Source organism: Rhodanobacter humi (genome assembly GCF_041107455.1).
Classification (GTDB): domain Bacteria; phylum Pseudomonadota; class Gammaproteobacteria; order Xanthomonadales; family Rhodanobacteraceae; genus Rhodanobacter_A.
Map to the genome: position 1 here is coordinate 687,942 of NZ_JBGBPY010000001.1, position 16,723 is coordinate 704,664.

A 16,723-nucleotide genomic window follows, 5' to 3' on the forward strand; every position below is an offset into this window, starting at 1 on the left:
GGTTCAGGTGCGCCCATTGTCGCCTGCCACCAAGGATCCGTCATGACCGGAACGACCCAGCAGCAAGTGTTCGAGATCATCGCCAAGCAGGCCAAGGTCGACGTGGCGAACGTCAAACCCGAATCCACGCTGAAGGACCTGGGCATCGCCTCGCTGGAAGCGATCGAGCTGATCTTCGACATCGAGGAGCACTTCGACATCCACTTCCCCGAACAGCAGGGGGCGAACTTCGACAGCGACACCGCGCAGAGCCTGGTCGACGCCGTGCAGCATGCGCTGGACGAGAAGGCCGCCGCCGGCGAAGGCCACGCGTAATGCCCACCATCGAGACACGCCGGGTCGTCATCACCGGCATGGGCGCGATCAGCCCTCTGGGCGTGGGCGCCCGCGCGCTGTGGCAAGGCCTGCGCGAGGGACGCAGCGCGATCGGCCCGCTGCGCCACCGCGACAGCGACACGCTGCGCGTGAAGATCGCCGCCCAGGTGCCGGAAAGCTTCGACCCGGCCACCGGCATCGACGAGCGCACCCTGCCCCTGCTCGACCGCACCTCGGAATTCGCGCTGCACGCCGCGCGCGAGGCCATCGCGCATTCGGGCATCGACTTCACCCGCGACGGCCTGGGCCAGCGCACCGCGGTGATCGTGGGCACCGGCGTGGGCGGCGAGACCACCCAGGACGAACAGAGCCGCCGGCTGTACGCGGAGAAGGCCAGCCGTACGCACCCGCTCACCATCGTGCGGCTGATGACCAATGCCTCGGCCAGCCAGATCAGCATCGCCTACGGCCTGCGCGGCGCCACCTACGCGGTGGCCAGCGCTTGCGCCTCGGCCAACCACGCGATCATCCAGGCGGCGCAGATGATCCGCTTCGGCATGGCCGAGGTGGCAGTCACCGGCGGCACCGAGGCCTGCCTCAGCTACGGCGCGCTGCGCGCGTGGGAAGCGATGCGCGTGCTCTCCGACGACACCTGCCGCCCGTTCAGCGCAAACCGCCGAGGCCTGGTGCTGGGCGAAGGTGCCGCCATCTTCGTGCTGGAGTCACTGGAACACGCACGGGCGCGCGGCGCCACCATCCTCGCGGAACTCGCCGGCTCCGGCATGAGCGCCGACGCCAGCGACATCGTGATGCCCAGCGCCGAAGGCGCCGCGACCGCGATGCGCCAGGCGCTCGCCGAAGCGGAACTCAACCCCGAGGACGTCGACTACATCAACGCCCACGGCACCGGCACCCAGGCCAACGACGTCACCGAAACCCGCGCGATCCGGCTCGCCTTCGGCGAGCATGCCGACAAGCTGGCGGTGTCGTCCACCAAATCCATGCACGGCCACGCCCTGGGCGCCTCCGGCGCGCTGGAACTGGTGGCCGCGATCGGTGCGTTGCGCGACAACGTGGTGCCGCCCACCGCGAACCTCGACAAGCCCGACCCGGCTTGCGACCTGGACTACGTGCCGAACACGGCGCGCGAGATGCCGGTGCGGGCGGTGCTCAGCAATTCGTTCGCGTTCGGGGGGCTCAACGCCGTGCTGGCGTTGAAGCGAGCGCCTTAAGCGTCTTGCTCCCCTCGCCCGCTTGCGGGAGAGGGGTCGGGGGAGAGGGGCCTTTGCCCTCGCACTATCGCAAGCAACAAAGCAGTTTCGTGCGCCTGCCGGCGCCCGAGCTACTTTCTCTTTGCGTGCTCAAAGAGAAAGTAGCCAAAGAGAAAGAGCACCCCGCGGCACCGCTTTCCGTCCATCCATGGACGGAAAGTCCGTGAGTCGTGGCCGGGCTTTTCGAGCGGGCTCCTGCCCGCGCGAAAAGGCATCGCCCTCCCTGGCGATGCCCGCTGCGCGGCCTGATCGTCCCCGCCTCACCGCCGCCGAGGGGCCCCGAAGAGCAGGCGCGCATCCTGCGCGCCAGAAGCCAAACGCCGCGAGCTTGCGGCTCATTGTCGCCGCACCTCTCCCAACCGTCTGCTAGAGTGTCATCGGCCCAGCTGACAGGGGTGGAAAATGAAGCGTTTACAGACGACAGCCATACTAATCGCCACTTTGCTGTTGGCGGCGTGTACCACCTTTCGCCCGCGTCTCGGAATGTCCTATAACGAATGGCGTGACAACTGGGCCAGGTCCTTTAACAACTGGACACCTCCAAGAATGGTCGCCGCTCAAGGTGATGAGGAGGTATGGACGTTTGGTGATGGCGTTTACTATTACTTCGTGGATGGCTCTTTGGTAAAGATGGATCAAGGCCAGCTAATGCAGCAACGAATACAAGTTGAAGTAAAAAAAGATTGATTTATATAAGCCCGTGCACCTTCAGATTCGCATACCTTACGAACATTCATACACCGCGCCAGTTGGTGTCGCGGCCTATGTATTCGCCTACCACGAGTGGACGGTTATCTATCTTCCCCAGCCTTGAACCTACTTGGTGTTAGACACTTATGAACCATGGAGCAGGCTGGATCATCTTTGAAGAATCCTATCCCGATGGAATCCGCAGGCTCTTGTCGATTCTCCCAGCCCGAAGAAACCCGAAGGAAGTTACACGCTTCTTGCAGCAGTCTTACGTCGATCGTTTTGCTACCATTGATGAAAAACTACATTTCAAGAAGAATCCAAAATTCCGACCGTTCAGCGTATTAGTTGACATCCATGGCGGCCCGATGTCGATTGGTCACGGACCTTTCTATTTTGCAATCTATGCGCGAAAAATCGTGTGTGAAGGGAATTGCCTTACCTTCTACTACAAAATTGCCGCCAATCGAGATGACCCGCTCAACCCCGTTTTTGAGGAGCGGGCTCAATCGCTACCGATTGGCGCCTGAAAAACGTCGAAAAGGTGTCAGGGACAAATGGACCGCATTTCATGACTGACGTCAGTGCGGCTTGCCGGCAGTGTTCGCCAATGCCGGCCCAATGAACTCGGCCTCCAGGGTCACGTCGACCAGGTCGCCCACCCCCATCGTCGTGCCCGGTGCAGGCACGCCAAATCCCATACCGAAATCCGAGCGCTTGAAGGCTCCGTGCGCGGAAAATCCGATGCGCGCATGCGGATCCATGCCGGGTATTCCCGCGTAGCCGCCGTTGTAGGTGCCGGTGAGCGTCAATGGACGGGTGACGCCGTGCAGATCCAGGGTGCCTTCGATCTCGAATGACTTGGCGCCGGTCATCTGGATTTTTTCCGAGCGGAAGACGATCTCGGGAAACTTTGCCACGTCGAGAAGCTGGGGCCCCTTTACGATATCGATGCACATCTTCGGTGCCGCATCCATTTCCAGCGAGGCGGTTTCGATGGTAGCCACCAGCCTGGACGCAGGTATGTTGCCTGGATCAAACGTCAAGGTCGCATCGAAGCGACTGAATCGCGTGGTGTATGTCGAGAATCCCATGTGACTTACACGAAGCTGGAGGCTCGCATGGGCTTTGTCGATGTGATACACGCCGGCAGGTGGTGCAGTCACCGGAGGCGTGGCAGGTGGCGCCGCCACGTCGGCCGCGCGGGACGTCATGCCATGCATGCCGATCAAGATGGCGACCGCGCCGGCGGCAAACGGCCGAAAAGCAGTTCGAACAATGTTGTTCATGGCAAGCTGCTCCGTATCAAGTTGAAGTATCCCGGTGGGTGCTGCCGACGCGAATGATCGCCACCCGCGTTTCACGGCTTGCGCTCCTTCGCCTTGGCCGCGCCCCCTTCCACCCATGCAACGAACGAGCGGCAGATAAATCGACACGGATCGGCGTCCGAAATCGTTCTGCGACTTGTGTGAGCGCAGAAGCAAAAGCCCCTCTCCCCTGCCCCTCTTCCTCGCTCCTCAAAGCAGGGCCTTCCATGGCCCTTCTCCGCGTCCGCAAGCGGGCGAGGGGAAATCGAGATCGTCGCGAGCACCCGCCCCTCACCCCCTCTTCCTCACTCCTCAAAGCAGGGCCATCCATGGCCCTTCTCCGCATCCCGGAGGGGGAGGGAGAAAAGCAGAGGGCCGAAAAGCAAAAGGCCCGGCAGTTTCCCGCCGGGCCTTTCGTTTGCAACGCGTGGCCAGCTATCAGCCCTTCTTGGCCTTCGTCAGCAGCTGATCCAGCAGCGCGATCGCCAGATCGATCTCCTCGTGCGTGATGTCCAGCGAGGGCGCGAAGGTGATCACGTTCTTGTACCAGCCGCCCACGTCGAGCACGAGGCCGATCTTCTTGCCGTTGTGCTCCAGGTCGCCGGCGAGGCCGATGTCGACCATCTTGTCGAGCAGGGCCTTGTTCGGGGTGAAGCCGTCGTCGGTGCAGATCTCGGCGCGCAGCGCCAGGCCCAGACCATCCACGTCGCCGATTTCCTTGTGCTTCTTCTGCAGGTCGCGCAGGCCGTCGAGGAAGTGCGCGCCCTTCTTCGGCACGGTGGTCTCGTAGTCCAGCTCGTAACCCATCTTGATGACTTCTAGGCCCAGCGAGGTGCCCAGCGGGTTGGAGTTGAACGTCGAGTGGGTGGAGCCTGGCGGGAACACGGTCGGGTTGATCAGCTCCTCGCGCGCCCACAGGCCGGACAGCGGGTTCAGGCCGTTGGTCAGCGCCTTGCCGAACACCACGATGTCCGGCGTCACGCCGAAGTTCTCGATCGACCACAGCTTGCCGGTGCGCCAGAAACCCATCTGGATTTCGTCGGACACCATCAGGATGCCGTACTTGTCGAGCACCTTCTTCAGGCCCTTGAAGAAACCCATCGGCGGCAGCACGTAGCCGCCGGTGCCCTGGATCGGCTCGACGTAGAACGCGGCGTATTCGCACTGGTTCGTCTTGGGATCCCACACGCCGTTGTATTCGGTCTCGAACAGGCGCTCGAACTGGCGCACGCAGCTGTCGGAATACTCTTCCGGCGTCATGCCCTTGGGGCGGCGGAACGGATACGGGAACGGCAGGAACATCGCGCGCTCGCCGAAGTGGCCGAAGCGGCGGCGGTAGCGGTAGCTGGAGGTGATGGACGAGGCGCCCAGGGTGCGACCGTGGTAGCCGCCCTCGAACGCGAACATCAGGCTCTTGCCGTTGCAGGCGTTGCGCACGATCTTCAGCGAATCCTCGATCGCCTGCGCGCCGCCCACGTTGAAGTGCACGCGGCCGTCAAGGCCGAACTTCTTCTTCGCGTCCAGCGCGATGGTCTTGGCCAGCTCGATGCGGGTCTGGTGCAGGTACTGGCTGGCGACCTGCGGCAGCACGTCGATCTGCTTCTTCAGCGCGTCGTTGAGGCGCTTGTTGCCGTAGCCGAAGTTGACCGCCGAGTACCACATCTGCAGGTCGAGGAACGGCGTGCCGGCCGTGTCGAACATGTAGCTGCCTTCGCCGTGGCGGAAGATCTTCGGCGGGTCCACGTAATGCACGGTGTCGCCGAAAGAGCTGTACTTGGCCTCGTCGGCGAGCAGTTGCGCGTCGTCGATGAAACCGACGGCGTTCTTGTCGATGTTCATGGGTATCGATCCGGGGGAGCGGTGACGGAGGGTGTTGCGGATAAAGCGAAGAAGCGGCCGCTCAGGCCGCCGCCGCTTCGTGATAGCGCGCGTGCTGCGCCAGCGTGCCGTCGAGCAGGCGCGGCAGGTATTCCAGCGCGTCCTCGAAGCCGGTGATCGGCATGTACGGGATGCCGGCGGCGCGGCAATGCTCGATCAGGCGGTGCTTGGCGAATACGAAATCCACGCGGTCGGCCGCGCAGAAGTCCGAGGCGCCGTCGCCGATCAGCAGGGTCTTGCCGCCCGTGGTGCGGGCCTGCGCCACGCAGGCGCACTTGCAGGTGCCGCTGCGGCAGCCTTCGGCCTGGAACGGCGAGGTGAGCTGCCACTGCTTCGGCGGCGTGGCGGGCGCAAGGTGGTTCGCGGCCAGCGGCAGGTCGTCCAGGCCGTAGCGGCCGAGGATCTGGTGGATCGCGTAATCGAGGCCGTCGCTGACGATGCGGATCGGCACGTTGAGCTCGCGCGCCTTCGCCACGAAGCCCGGGAAGGCGTGATCGATCCACAGCTCGCGCAGGTGCTCGTCCAGCTCGGCGCGGGTCATCTGCAGCAGCTCGACCTGGCCGGCCATGCACTCGCGCGAACCGATGCGGCCGGCGCGCCAGTCCTGCTCCAGCACTTCCCAGCCCGGCCGGCCGAAGCGGTCGAGCAGCGAGTCGATCACGTCCTCGACGGAGATGGTGCCGTCGAAGTCGCACAGGATGGTCCAGCCGGAAACGGGCATCGGGGGGCACGCTCGCAACAATGATGAGTGGCACGGTAGGCAGGCTGCCTTTCGGCGCCCTTTCCCACGACTGGTCCCTGATCGCGAGCCGAACCGCCGCTGAGCGGAAATGTGATCGCTGACAACCGGACGCGCGTATGGCCGTTAAGCTGATCCGGCTCCCCATCGCTACTGCCCCAATGTCCGTCGCCCGCTCCCGCCTGCTGCCTGCCCTGCTGTGCCTCGCGCTGCCATTCGGCGCAATGGCCGACTCCGCCGACACGCCGACGCTGGCGATCGGTGCCGGCGTGCAGCGCATGCCGAGCTGGGCCGGCGCGCGCACGCACCGCAGCGACCCGATTCCGTTCGTGGACATCGAGCTGCCGCAATACGGTTTCAGCCTGTCCACCGAGGACGGCCTGCAGTACGACCTGATCCGCGGCACGCACCTGCACGGCGGCCTGTACGGCGACTACCAGTGGGGCCGCGACCACGACGACCTCGGCCGGCTGGCCGGCAAGATCCCCACGCTGGCGCCGCGCGCCACCGGCGGCGGCTATCTGGAATGGGATTTCAGCAAGCAGCTCGACGCCGGCATGCGCCTCAGCCACGACATCAACGGCGCGGGCGCCTACCTGGAGCTGTACGCGGAATGGGATCCGCCCAAGATCGGCCTCGTGGAGCAGTCGCTGCAGCTGCGCTGGCAGGCCATGAACGGTGGCGCGATGCAGCGCTTCTTCGGCATCACGCCGGTTTCGGCGCAGGCGCTGGGCGTGCCGGTGTGGCAACCGGACACGGGCAGCCAGCTCGCTGCACTGGAGTACGACCTGTTCCTGCCCACCAGCCAGCACACCGGGCTGGCTGCATCGCTGGCATACGGCTGCCTGCTCGGCGATGCCGCAGCCAGCCCGCTGGTGCGCCAGTACGGCTCACGCAGCCAGTTCACCGAATCGCTGGCCTTCGTCTACCACTTCTAGCGATCGTCGCGCGTCCAGATCGCGCCGGCTTCCTCGCGCACCGGAAAGCAGCTCACCGGCTCCACCGCGGGCGGGCGTGTCACCGCGCCGGACCTCAAGTCGAAGCGCGCGCCGTGGCGCGGGCATTCCACCTCGAAACCGAACACCTCGCCGCCGGCGAGGTCGCCGCCGTCGTGGGTGCACACGTCCTCGATCGCGTACAAGTCGCCGCCGAGGTTGTAGACCGCGATCGGCGTGTCGCCGTCGAACACCACCTTGAATTCACCCGGCAGCAATTCGCTGCGCGTGCCCACGCGCACCCAGCCCTCATCCACTAGGCTCATGCCGGCACCCCGGCGAACTCCTTGCGCAGCACCTCGAAGCGCAGGTCGTCGCGGCGCGGGATGCCGAAACGCGCATCGCCGTAGGGGAACGGCTGGTACTCGCCGGTGCGGCGATAGCCGCGGCGCTCGTACCAGGCGATCAGCTCCGCGCGCTGCACGATCACCGTCATGTGCATCGCGCGGCACTGCCACGACTCGCGCGCGATGCGCTCGGCCTCGGCCAGCACGGCCTTGCCGAGTCCGCCGCCCTGCTGCGCGGGATCGACCGCGAACATGCCGAAGTAGCCGGAATCGTCGTGCTGCTCGATGTGGCAGCTGGCCAGCAGCACGCCGTCGCGCTCGGCCAGCAGCACCATGCCGTGGGGCTGGTCCAGCAGCGCCGCAACACCGGCGGCATCGGTGCGCTGGCCGTCCAGCAGGTCGGATTCGGTGGTCCAGCCGCGGCGGCCGGAATCGCCACGGTAGGCGGATTCGACCAGGGCCACGATGGCTGGGACGTCGGCCGTGGTGGCCGGGCGGAAAACAGTGGGGACGGATTCGTTCATGCGCGCATGTTAGGGGCTGTCGCCGACGCTGGCGACCGGTCCATGGTCGCCGCCATGCGCCGGCGCATCCATGACCTAAGTCACTGTGGCCTGCCCCGCGGATTTGCCCTAGCCTGCGGTTTCGCAAATTCTTTCACCCGTGCATCGCGCGGCACCGCAACGCTCCGAGGATCACCTGCATGACCCATCGCTACACGAAGCCGCTGGCACTGGCCGTCGCCCTGTCGCTCACCACCGGCGCGATCGCCGCGCCCGCCACTTCGTTCGACATCCGCGAGCTGGACACCAAGATCAACGCCTGCCAGGACTTCAACGGCTTCGTCAACGCGAAATGGGTGGCCGCGCACCCGATTCCCGCCGACCGCACGCGCTGGGGCTCGTTCGACGCGCTGCGCGAGGACAGCCTGGACATCCAGCACTCGATCGTTGAGCAGGCGGCCAAGCACGTCGCGCAGGCCAAGCCCGGTTCGATCGAGCAGAAGATCGGCTGGCTGTACGCCTCGGGCATGGACGAGGCGGCGATCGACAAGGCCGGCTACGCGCCGATCAAGCCGGTGCTGGCGCGCATCGCCGGCCTCAAGGACAGCGCCGGCATCGCCGCCTACATCCGCGACAGCTACGCACAAGGCCGCCCGGTGGCGTTCCGCTTCTACGGCAACGGCGACTTCAAGGATTCCAACCGCGAGATCGCCTACGCCGGCCAGGGCGGCCTCGGCCTGCCCACGCCCGACTACTACAGCAAGCCCGACTTCGCGAAGATCCGCAGCGCCTACGTGGCGCACATCGCGAAGCTGTTCGAGCTGACCGGCACGCCGGCCGCCGCCGCGCAGGCGCAAGCCAAATCCGTGCTGGCGTTCGAGACGAAACTCGCCACCGCCTCGCTGGTGCCCACCGAGATGCGCAAGCCGGAGAACCGCTACCACTACATCAGCCTCGCCGAAGCCGACCAGGTCACTCCGCACTTCGACTGGGCCGCGTTCTTCAAGGCGCAGGGTGCGAACGTGGGCGACGGCTTCTCGCTGTCGCAGCCGAAATTCTTCGCGGAATTCGACCAGATGCTGGCCGGGACGCCGGTGGCCGAGTGGCAGGCCTACCTGCGCTTCCACGCCATCGACGGTGCCGCGCCCTACCTCTCCAAGCCGTTCCAGCAGGAAGACTACGCGTTCAACGAGAAGACGCTGAACGGCCAGCAGGCGATGCAGGCGCGCTGGAAACGCGTGCTAGCCACCGTCAACGGCAGCATGGGCATGGCGCTGGGCGAGTTGTACGTGGCCGACCACTTCCCCGCCGCCTCCAAGCAGCGCGCGCAGGAGCTGGTGGCGAACCTCAGCGCCGCCTACAAGGCGCGCATCGAGAAGCTCGACTGGATGAGCCCCGCCACCAGGCAGAAGGCGCTGGAGAAATGGGCCAGCTTCACGCCCAAGATCGGCTATCCGGACAAGTGGCGCGACTGGAGCGGCCTCACCCTCAAGCCCGGCGACTACTACGCGAACGTGCAGGCCGCGCGCAAGTTCAACTACGACTACATGGTGGGCAAGATCGGCAAGCCGGTGGATCGCGACGAATGGGGCATGACCCCGCAGACGGTGAACGCCTACTACAGCCCGCAGAAGAACGAGATCGTGTTCCCCGCCGCGATCCTGCAGAGCCCGTTCTTCGACGCCAAGGCCGACGACGCGCTGAACTACGGCGGCATCGGCGCGGTGATCGGCCACGAAATGGGCCACGGCTACGACGACCAGGGCAGCAAGTTCGACGCCAAGGGCAACAACGCGAACTGGTGGACCGACGCCGACCGCAAGGCCTTCGACGCACGCGCCGACAAGCTCGCCGCCCAGTTCGACGGCTACGAGGCGCTGCCCGGCAAGCACGTCAACGGCCGCCTCACCATGGGCGAGAACATCGGCGACTTGGCCGGCCTCAACGTGGCGTACGACGCGCTGCAGATGGCGCTGGCGAAGAATCCCGCCGAGGCGAAGGCCAAGATCGACGGCTACACCCAGGATCAGCGCTTCTTCCTCAACTGGGCGCGCGTGTGGCGCGGCAGCATCCGTCCCGAAGCCCAGCTCACCCTGCTCAACACCGACCCGCACGCCCCCGCGCAATTCCGCGCGATCGGCGCGCCGTCCAACATGCCCGCGTTCGCCGAGGCGTTCCAGTGCAAGGGCGGCGACGCGATGGTGCGGGATGGGGAGAAGCGGGTGAAGATCTGGTAATTGCGCCTGGTCGAACGGGAAAGCCGCGGCAGCGATGCCGCGGCTTTTTTGTATCCGACCTCCGCGCCGCACGCATGCGCGACCGCACCGGGCCTGGCCGCGAGATGACGGGCGAAGCCGGGCCTCGAAAAAATCTTCCGCGCCGCGATCCGTTTCCACCTGCCGGATCGTCCTTGGCATGTCCCGAACAGAAGGAGGCATGCCATGTCCGACGAGTCCGTCGTCCTGATCAACCTGCTGAAGGTCGAACCCGGCAAGCAGGATGCGCTGGTCGCGCTCCTGAAGCAGAACATCGACAGCGTGGTCCGCACGCTCCACGGCTGGAGGAAGACCCAGCTGATCGCGGCCACGGATGGCGCCGGCGTCGTCATCTATTCCGAATGGGAAAGTCCCGCCGCCGTCGAGGCGATGCGCAACGATCCGCGCATGAAAGCCTGCTTCCCGAAAATCGCCGAGCTGGCAAGCCTTGATTCGGTCATGGGCTCGACGGTGGCGCGCGAAGCCCGCTGATGACACCCCTGCCAGAACCTGCGTCACGCAAACCCACGAGGAGAACCACCATGGCCCGGATGTTGGTGATCTACCGTACACCGAAGGACAGCGAGGCATTCGACCGGCATTACTTCGACATCCACGTGCCTCTCGCCTGGAAGATTCCCGGCCTCAGGAAATACGAGGTGAGCGATGGCCCCATCGCGACCCCGGTGGGCGCCGCCGGCATCCATCGGATCGGCACGCTGCATTTCGACGACCTCGCGGCGATCGAAAAGGCGTTCGCAAGCCCCGAGGGACGAGCGGCCGGGGCGGACCGCCGGCTTTTCGCGCCGGATGACTCGGGCGTCCAGATGTTCCTGTTCGCCAGCCGGGACGTTTGACCCGGCCTACGATGGCAGCACACCAAGAGAGCCCATCCATGTCAGCAAGCAAGACGGTTTTTGTCCTGGTCCACGGCGGTTGGCACAACCGTTCAGCGTGGAACCGCGTCACACCCCTGCTCGAAGCCGGCGGCTTCGAGGCCATGACGCTGGATCTCCCCGGCGCCGGGGTTCATGCGACTGCGCCGGCATCGCTTGATCGCGTGCCGTTCGACCCCGTCGCATTCGCCACCGAGCCGTCGCCCAGCGCCGGCGTGACGCAAGACCAGCGGACGCAGGCGGTCGTCGCACTGGTGAAGGAAGCTGCCTCGCGGGGCCGGGTCGTCCTGGTCGGGCATTCGGCCGGCGGCATGACGATTTCGGCGGTGGCCGAACAGGTGCCGACACTGCTGCATGCGGTCGTGTATCTCGCCGGGTTCATGGTGCCGACCGGCATGACGCTGCTCGAAATGCTCCGGCACGAAACGCTGTCCTCGGCATTGGCGCCCCGGCTGTTCGTGGGCAACCCCGCCATCATCGGCGCCACCCGGATTCACCCGGGGTCGACCGACCACGCCTACCGGTCGCTGCTCAAGGCCTCGTTCTACCACGATGTGCCCGAAGCCGATTTCACGCACGCCGCATCGCAGCTCCATTGCGACGAATCAAACGCTGGCGCGCTGGCGCCATCGGCAGTCACCCAGGGCCGATTCGGCACGGTGCCGCGCCATTACATCCGCTGCACGCAGGATTGCGCCATTCCCCTGGCCGGCCAGGATCACATGATGGCGGCGATGGACGCCGCCATCGGCGGCAAGACGACTCCCCACACGCTGGAGAGCAGCCACTCTCCCTTCCTGTCGCAACCGGCCGCCCTCGCGCGAATACTTGCCGGCATCCCATCCCTGGCCCGCCGGGGCACACCAGCGCAGCAGGTTCCGACATGAGCACGGACGAATTCGAGGATCGCCTGAAAGCGCTGCGGCCGCGCCTCCATCGCTACTGCGCGCGCATGACCGGGTCGGCGATCGATGGCGAGGACATCCTGCAGGACGTCCTCGTCAAGGCCCTGCACGCGCGGGCCCAGGGCGCCGGGGTGGACCATCTCGAAGGCTGGCTGTTCCGCATCGCCCACAACGCGAGTCTCGATTTCCTGCGCGTCCGGTCCCGGGGCACGGTCGTTCCGCTCACCGAGGACATCGAGGCAACGCCGATGCCCGAGGCAGACATCGTCGCGATCAGCTTTCAGACGTTCCTGCGGCTGCCCGAGCTCCAGCGCTGCGCGGTGATCCTCAAGGACGTCCTGGGTCATTCGATCGACGAGATCGCAGGCATCGCCGAGTGCTCTCCGGCGGCGGCCAAGTCGGCGCTGCAGCGCGGGCGCGCCGCGCTGCGCCGACTCGCGCAGGCACCCGAAGACGCCCGGCTGCCGCTGATGTCCGACGCAGCCCGGCGGAAGATCGCCGCCTATGTGGACCTGTTCCAGAGCGGCGATTTCGATGCGATCCGCGCCATGCTCGCCGACGACGTGAAGCTCGACCTGGTGAACCGGCTGCAACTGGACGGGCGCGACAAGATCGTTCCCTATTTCACGCGCTACGCGGAAGTGACGAAATGGCGGTTCACCCTCGGTGCGGTCGAAGGGCGGCCGGCGATGCTGGTCTTCGACAGCACCGGCCCGATGGAGAGTCCCGCGCATTTTGTCCTGATCGACTGGGCGGAGAATCGGATCACCCGGATCCGGGACTTCCTGTTCGCTCCCTATGTGCTCGAAGCCATCGACTGGGTGAGGCTGGGCCAGGAGAGCGACGAGGGCGGGCATTGATCACCTGAGGGAGGGGTGAAGACAGACCGATGCTGCTCCCGCTACCGGAAGTGGCGCGGGTGCCGCAGCAGCAAGCTGCGCCGAATCACCAGAGGTTTCGTCCACACCTCTCTCTCCGCCAGATACGCAAAACGCCCCACGAGGGGCGCGCTTCGATCAGCGTCACGTTGGCGTGGCGCGAGGGATTGTTCGCCCCATCCATGGGGCTCACCCCTTCGCGCTGCGCGCTACGGGGCCAGCCTTCGGCTGTCCCGATTCGCTCCCGGCGAATCGGTCGAACCCGAGAGGTTTCGTCCACACCTCGTCTCTCCGCCAGATACGCAAAACGCCCCACGAGGGGGCGCGCTTCGATCAGCGTCACGTTGGCGTGGCGCGAGGGATTGTTCGCCCCATCCATGGGGCTCACCCCTTCGCGCTGCGCGCTACGGGGCCAGCCTTCGGCTGTCCCGATTCGCTCCCGGCGAATCGGTCGAACCCGAGAGGTTTCGTCCACACCTCTCTCTCCGCCAGATACGCAAAACGCCCCGCGAGGGGGCGTTTTGCGTATCTGGCGGAGAGAGAGGGATTCGAACCCTCGATAAGGCTTTTGACCCTATACTCCCTTAGCAGGGGAGCCCCTTCGGCCACTCGGGCATCTCTCCGGGTTTGTGGTGCTGCGGCAGGGTCGGCAAGAATAACCGCCGACCGGCTTGAGGTAAAGCCCGGATGCCGCGATCAGTGTTCGTCGCCGCCGGAGGCGGGACCGCCGCCTGCTTCGTGCTCGCCCTTGATGCGCTGGTAGATCTCTTCGCGATGCACGGCGACGTTCTTCGGCGCATTGATGCCGATGCGCACCTGATTGCCTTTCACGCCCAGAACGGTGACGGTCACCTCGTCGCCGATCATCAGGGTTTCGCCAACCCTGCGGGTCAGAATCAACATGGTTACTACTCCATTAATTCCTGGTTCCAGACCGCGAAGATGGTGCCTCACCCCTGAGCGTCCATCACCGCGGTTCGACGATCGACCCGTCGAAGGCCCTACCGCCTTCCCGGCTCTCCATCCAGCTACCTGTCGCGACAACCGGTTGGCCGTGCGCGGCAGGCGCCGATCGGTATTCGGGCGATACTAGCGAGCAACCATCACCGGTGCAATGCGCACAGGCATGACCTGTGGCAGGGATTGTGGTTGACGTCAGGTTCGGGCCGACAGCTGGCCGGCTGCCCACGACGGCAAGCCAGCCAGGATTGTCGACAGCTCGGGCGCATCCACACCACCGCCCTGCGCCATGTCGGGGCGGCCGCCGCCCTTGCCATCGATCTGCTTCGCCACGTGCGAGACCACGTCGCCGGCCTTGACGCGGCCCAGCGCGCGACCGTGCACGCCGGCGATCAACGACACGCGACCGTCGGCCGCACCCGCCAGCAGGATCACGCAGTCGCCCAGTTGCTGCTTGAGCTGGTCCACGCTGTCGCGCAACGCCTTGGCGTCCAACCCTTCCAGGCGCGCAGCGACCACCTTGATGCCGTCCACTTCGTGCGCGTTGCTGGCCAGTTCGGCGGTGGCGCTGCCGGCGGCCTTCGCGCGCAACGATTCCAGTTCACGCTCCAGCTTCTTCTGCTTGTCGAACAGCTGGCGCAGCTTGTCGATCGCGTCGTCGCCGCTGCTGGAAAGCAGCTGCGACAGTTCGCCCAGACGACGTTCCTCGTCCGTCACGAAGGCCAGCGCGCCGGCGCCGGTGACCGCCTCGACGCGGCGCACGCCGGAGGCCACGCCGGATTCCGCGACGATCTTGAACAGGCCGATGTCGCCGGTGCGACCCACGTGGGTGCCGCCGCAGAGTTCCGTCGAGAAATCGCCCATCTTCAGCACGCGCACTTCGTCGCCGTACTTCTCGCCGAACAGCGCCATCGCGCCGAAGGCGATCGCGTCGTCGTAGGCCATGTGGCGCACTTCGGCATCCGCGTTGCGACGTACTTCGGCGTTGACCAGTGCCTCGACCTCGGCCAGCTCCTCGCGACTCACCGGCTTGTGGTGGGCGAAGTCGAAACGCAGGCGCTCGGGCGCCACCAGCGAACCCTTCTGGGTGACGTGGGTGCCCAGCACCTTGCGCAGCGCGGCGTGCAGCAGGTGGGTGGCGGAGTGGTTCAGCACGATGGCCTGGCGACGCGTGGCGTCGACCTGCGCATCCACCACGTCGCCGGTCTTGAGCGGCTGCGCGCCATGCCAGCTGCCGGCATGGCCGAAGAACACGCCACCCATCTTCTGCGTGTCGGCCACGGCGAAGCGGCCCGCGCCGTTCGACAGCGCGCCGGTGTCACCCACCTGGCCGCCGGACTCGGCGTAGAACGGCGTGCGGTCGAGGATCAGGTAGCCCTGCTCGCCTTCGCCGAGTTGCTGCACCTCGCGACCGTCGCGCACGATGCCCAGCACCTTGCAGCCCCGCGCGGCCAGCGCCTCGTAGCCGAGGAAGGCGGTGGGCGCGAGCTGGCTGGCAAGCTCGGCCGGCATCTGGCCCTTCGCCTCGAACTTGCCCGCGGCGCGGGCGCGCTCGCGCTGCTCGTTCATCGCCTGCTCGAAGCCGGCCATGTCCACGGTGAGCCCGCGCTCGCGCGCGATGTCGGCGGTGAGGTCGACCGGGAAGCCATAGGTGTCGTAGAGGCGGAACGCGTCCGCGCCGGGGATGGTCTTGCCCGACTTCGCAGCCACCTCGTCGAACAGGCGCATGCCATGTTCCAGTGTCTCGCCGAAGCGCACTTCCTCGGTGCGCAGCGCGTCTTCCACGAAACTCTGCTTCTGCTTGAGCTCGGGATAGGCTTCGCCCATTTCCTCGACCAGCGGCTGCACCATCTTCCAGAAGAAGTCGCCGCGCACGCCCAGCATCCAGCCGTGGCGCAGGGCGCGGCGGATGATGCGGCGGAGCACGTAGCCGCGCCCCTCGTTGGACGGCAACACGCCATCGACGATCAGGAACGAGCAGGCGCGCACGTGGTCGGCGATCACGCGCAGCGACTGGTTGGCGAGGTTCTTCGTGCCGGTGAGCTCGGCCGCCACCTTGACGAGGTGCTGGAACAGGTCGATCTCGTAGTTGGAATGCACGTGCTGCAGCACGGCGGCGAGGCGCTCCAGGCCCATGCCGGTGTCCACGCAGGGTGCGGGCAGCGGCGACAGCGTGCCGTCGGGCGCACGGTCGAACTGCATGAACACCAGGTTCCAGATCTCGATGTAGCGATCACCGTCCTCGTCCGGCGAGCCGGGCGGACCGCCGGCGATTTCCGCACCGTGGTCGTAGAAGATCTCGGTGCAGGGACCGCAGGGGCCGGTGTCGGCCATCTGCCAGAAGTTGTCGGAAGCGAACGGCGCCCCTTTGTTGTCGCCGATGCGCACGATGCGCTCGGCCGGCACGCCCACGATCTTGTGCCAGATGTCGTAGGCCTCGTCGTCGGTGTGGTAGACGGTGACCCAGAGCTTCTCCGCCGGCAGCTTGAACACGCCGGTGAGCAGCTCCCACGCCCAGGCGATCGCCTCGCGCTTGAAGTAGTCGCCGAACGACCAGTTGCCCAGCATCTCGAAGAAGGTGTGGTGGCGCGCGGTGTAGCCCACGGCGTCCAGGTCGTTGTGCTTGCCGCCGGCGCGCAGGCAGCGCTGCACGTCGGCCGCGCGCACGTAGGGCAGCTTTTCGCTGCCCAGGAACACGTTCTTGAACGGCACCATGCCCGAGTTGGTGAACAACAGGGTCGGGTCGCTGGCCGGCACCAGCGAGGCGGACGGCACGATGGTGTGGCCCTTCGCGCGGAAGAAGTCGAGGAAGGCGGAGCGGATGTCGGCGGTTTTCATGCGGTG

The 16,723-nt window shown here is 66.0% G+C and carries 17 protein-coding genes and 1 tRNA gene; 10 read left to right on the plus strand and 8 right to left on the minus strand.

Going from position 1 to position 16,723, the window contains the following annotated elements; genetic code table 11:
- Positions 1 to 42 precede the first annotated feature (42 nt).
- From AB7878_RS03195 to AB7878_RS03210, 4 genes are all read left to right on the plus strand, one after another.
- Complete coding sequence (locus AB7878_RS03195; protein WP_369492970.1) at positions 43 to 315, plus strand: acyl carrier protein; 273 nt, start codon at positions 43 to 45, stop codon at positions 313 to 315.
- Positions 315 to 1,547: a beta-ketoacyl-[acyl-carrier-protein] synthase family protein gene (locus AB7878_RS03200; RefSeq protein ID WP_369492971.1), complete on the plus strand. Its 1,233-nt coding sequence runs from the start codon at positions 315 to 317 to the stop codon at positions 1,545 to 1,547. Before AB7878_RS03195 ends, AB7878_RS03200 begins: the two co-directional genes overlap by 1 nt.
- A 441-nt stretch (positions 1,548 to 1,988) precedes the next feature.
- A complete protein-coding gene (locus AB7878_RS03205) occupies positions 1,989 to 2,273 on the plus strand; it encodes a hypothetical protein (RefSeq protein ID WP_369492972.1) in 285 nt (94 codons plus the stop codon).
- A gap of 149 nt (positions 2,274 to 2,422) precedes the next feature.
- The gene (locus AB7878_RS03210; protein WP_369492973.1) at positions 2,423 to 2,806 is read left to right on the plus strand and encodes a hypothetical protein; all 384 of its coding nucleotides are present in this window, start codon (positions 2,423 to 2,425) and stop codon (positions 2,804 to 2,806) included.
- Between the two features lie 51 nt (positions 2,807 to 2,857).
- On the opposite strand, the gene AB7878_RS03215 is transcribed toward AB7878_RS03210, so the two are convergent.
- From AB7878_RS03215 to AB7878_RS03225, 3 genes are all read right to left on the minus strand, one after another.
- Complete coding sequence (locus AB7878_RS03215; RefSeq protein ID WP_369492974.1) at positions 2,858 to 3,565, minus strand: YceI family protein; 708 nt, start codon at positions 3,563 to 3,565, stop codon at positions 2,858 to 2,860.
- Between the two features lie 456 nt (positions 3,566 to 4,021).
- On the minus strand, positions 4,022 to 5,422 hold the full coding sequence (locus tag AB7878_RS03220) for an aspartate aminotransferase family protein (protein ID WP_369492975.1): 1,401 nt from the start codon (positions 5,420 to 5,422) through the stop codon (positions 4,022 to 4,024).
- A 61-nt stretch (positions 5,423 to 5,483) separates the two neighbouring features.
- Entirely contained in the window at positions 5,484 to 6,182 is a 699-nt protein-coding gene (locus AB7878_RS03225) for an MtnX-like HAD-IB family phosphatase (protein WP_369492976.1), read from the minus strand.
- A 179-nt stretch (positions 6,183 to 6,361) separates the two neighbouring features.
- Between AB7878_RS03225 and AB7878_RS03230 the strand changes: the two genes are divergently transcribed.
- Positions 6,362 to 7,138, plus strand: coding sequence for a MipA/OmpV family protein (locus tag AB7878_RS03230; RefSeq protein WP_369492977.1), 777 nt, complete (start codon positions 6,362 to 6,364; stop codon positions 7,136 to 7,138).
- Here the strand turns inward: AB7878_RS03230 and AB7878_RS03235 are convergent.
- Both AB7878_RS03235 and AB7878_RS03240 read right to left on the minus strand, forming a co-directional pair.
- Entirely contained in the window at positions 7,135 to 7,461 is a 327-nt protein-coding gene (locus tag AB7878_RS03235; RefSeq protein ID WP_369492978.1) for a non-heme iron oxygenase ferredoxin subunit, read from the minus strand. The two genes, AB7878_RS03230 and AB7878_RS03235, sit on opposite strands and share 4 nt — an antisense overlap.
- Positions 7,458 to 8,006 (minus strand): GNAT family N-acetyltransferase, encoded by a 549-nt coding sequence (locus AB7878_RS03240; RefSeq protein WP_369492979.1) that lies wholly within the window; start codon positions 8,004 to 8,006, stop codon positions 7,458 to 7,460. The genes AB7878_RS03235 and AB7878_RS03240 overlap by 4 nt, the downstream gene beginning before the upstream one ends.
- 179 nt (positions 8,007 to 8,185) lie before the next feature.
- On the opposite strand from AB7878_RS03240, the gene AB7878_RS03245 reads away from it, so the two are divergent.
- The 5 genes from AB7878_RS03245 to AB7878_RS03265 all read left to right on the plus strand — a co-directional run bounded on the left by AB7878_RS03245 (position 8,186) and on the right by AB7878_RS03265 (position 12,901).
- Positions 8,186 to 10,222, plus strand: coding sequence for a M13 family metallopeptidase (locus tag AB7878_RS03245; RefSeq protein ID WP_369492980.1), 2,037 nt, complete (start codon positions 8,186 to 8,188; stop codon positions 10,220 to 10,222).
- 204 nt (positions 10,223 to 10,426) lie between these two features.
- Positions 10,427 to 10,732: a putative quinol monooxygenase gene (locus AB7878_RS03250; protein ID WP_369492981.1), complete on the plus strand. Its 306-nt coding sequence runs from the start codon at positions 10,427 to 10,429 to the stop codon at positions 10,730 to 10,732.
- A gap of 50 nt (positions 10,733 to 10,782) precedes the next feature.
- Positions 10,783 to 11,097 (plus strand): EthD family reductase, encoded by a 315-nt coding sequence (locus AB7878_RS03255; RefSeq protein ID WP_369492982.1) that lies wholly within the window; start codon positions 10,783 to 10,785, stop codon positions 11,095 to 11,097.
- Between the two features lie 38 nt (positions 11,098 to 11,135).
- Positions 11,136 to 12,023 (plus strand): alpha/beta fold hydrolase, encoded by an 888-nt coding sequence (locus tag AB7878_RS03260; protein ID WP_369492983.1) that lies wholly within the window; start codon positions 11,136 to 11,138, stop codon positions 12,021 to 12,023.
- A complete protein-coding gene (locus AB7878_RS03265) occupies positions 12,020 to 12,901 on the plus strand; it encodes a sigma-70 family RNA polymerase sigma factor (RefSeq protein WP_369492984.1) in 882 nt (293 codons plus the stop codon). Before AB7878_RS03260 ends, AB7878_RS03265 begins: the two co-directional genes overlap by 4 nt.
- Positions 12,902 to 13,449: 548 nt before the next feature.
- Here the strand turns inward: AB7878_RS03265 and AB7878_RS03270 are convergent.
- From AB7878_RS03270 to alaS, 3 genes are all read right to left on the minus strand, one after another.
- Positions 13,450 to 13,542: transfer RNA gene (locus tag AB7878_RS03270), tRNA-Ser, on the minus strand.
- 73 nt (positions 13,543 to 13,615) lie between these two features.
- A complete protein-coding gene (csrA, locus tag AB7878_RS03275) occupies positions 13,616 to 13,822 on the minus strand; it encodes a carbon storage regulator CsrA (protein WP_369492985.1) in 207 nt (68 codons plus the stop codon).
- Positions 13,823 to 14,074: 252 nt separating this feature from the next.
- Positions 14,075 to 16,717: an alanine--tRNA ligase gene (gene alaS / locus AB7878_RS03280; protein WP_369492986.1), complete on the minus strand. Its 2,643-nt coding sequence runs from the start codon at positions 16,715 to 16,717 to the stop codon at positions 14,075 to 14,077.
- Between the last annotated feature and the right edge of the window lie 6 nt (positions 16,718 to 16,723).

Excerpts from the sequence above, each read along its gene's own strand:
- AB7878_RS03195 (WP_369492970.1), top strand. The coding sequence starts at position 43 with ATGACCGGAACGACCCAGCAGCAAGTGTTCGAGATCATCGCCAAGCAG.
- AB7878_RS03200 (WP_369492971.1), top strand. The coding sequence starts at position 315 with ATGCCCACCATCGAGACACGCCGGGTCGTCATCACCGGCATGGGCGCG.
- AB7878_RS03205 (WP_369492972.1), top strand. The coding sequence starts at position 1,989 with ATGAAGCGTTTACAGACGACAGCCATACTAATCGCCACTTTGCTGTTG.
- AB7878_RS03210 (WP_369492973.1), top strand. The coding sequence starts at position 2,423 with ATGAACCATGGAGCAGGCTGGATCATCTTTGAAGAATCCTATCCCGAT.
- AB7878_RS03215 (WP_369492974.1), bottom strand. The coding sequence starts at position 3,565 with ATGAACAACATTGTTCGAACTGCTTTTCGGCCGTTTGCCGCCGGCGCG.
- AB7878_RS03220 (WP_369492975.1), bottom strand. The coding sequence starts at position 5,422 with ATGAACATCGACAAGAACGCCGTCGGTTTCATCGACGACGCGCAACTG.
- AB7878_RS03225 (WP_369492976.1), bottom strand. The coding sequence starts at position 6,182 with ATGCCCGTTTCCGGCTGGACCATCCTGTGCGACTTCGACGGCACCATC.
- AB7878_RS03230 (WP_369492977.1), top strand. The coding sequence starts at position 6,362 with ATGTCCGTCGCCCGCTCCCGCCTGCTGCCTGCCCTGCTGTGCCTCGCG.
- AB7878_RS03235 (WP_369492978.1), bottom strand. The coding sequence starts at position 7,461 with ATGAGCCTAGTGGATGAGGGCTGGGTGCGCGTGGGCACGCGCAGCGAA.
- AB7878_RS03240 (WP_369492979.1), bottom strand. The coding sequence starts at position 8,006 with ATGAACGAATCCGTCCCCACTGTTTTCCGCCCGGCCACCACGGCCGAC.
- AB7878_RS03245 (WP_369492980.1), top strand. The coding sequence starts at position 8,186 with ATGACCCATCGCTACACGAAGCCGCTGGCACTGGCCGTCGCCCTGTCG.
- AB7878_RS03250 (WP_369492981.1), top strand. The coding sequence starts at position 10,427 with ATGTCCGACGAGTCCGTCGTCCTGATCAACCTGCTGAAGGTCGAACCC.
- AB7878_RS03255 (WP_369492982.1), top strand. The coding sequence starts at position 10,783 with ATGGCCCGGATGTTGGTGATCTACCGTACACCGAAGGACAGCGAGGCA.
- AB7878_RS03260 (WP_369492983.1), top strand. The coding sequence starts at position 11,136 with ATGTCAGCAAGCAAGACGGTTTTTGTCCTGGTCCACGGCGGTTGGCAC.
- AB7878_RS03265 (WP_369492984.1), top strand. The coding sequence starts at position 12,020 with ATGAGCACGGACGAATTCGAGGATCGCCTGAAAGCGCTGCGGCCGCGC.
- csrA (WP_369492985.1), bottom strand. The coding sequence starts at position 13,822 with ATGTTGATTCTGACCCGCAGGGTTGGCGAAACCCTGATGATCGGCGAC.
- alaS (WP_369492986.1), bottom strand. The coding sequence starts at position 16,717 with ATGAAAACCGCCGACATCCGCTCCGCCTTCCTCGACTTCTTCCGCGCG.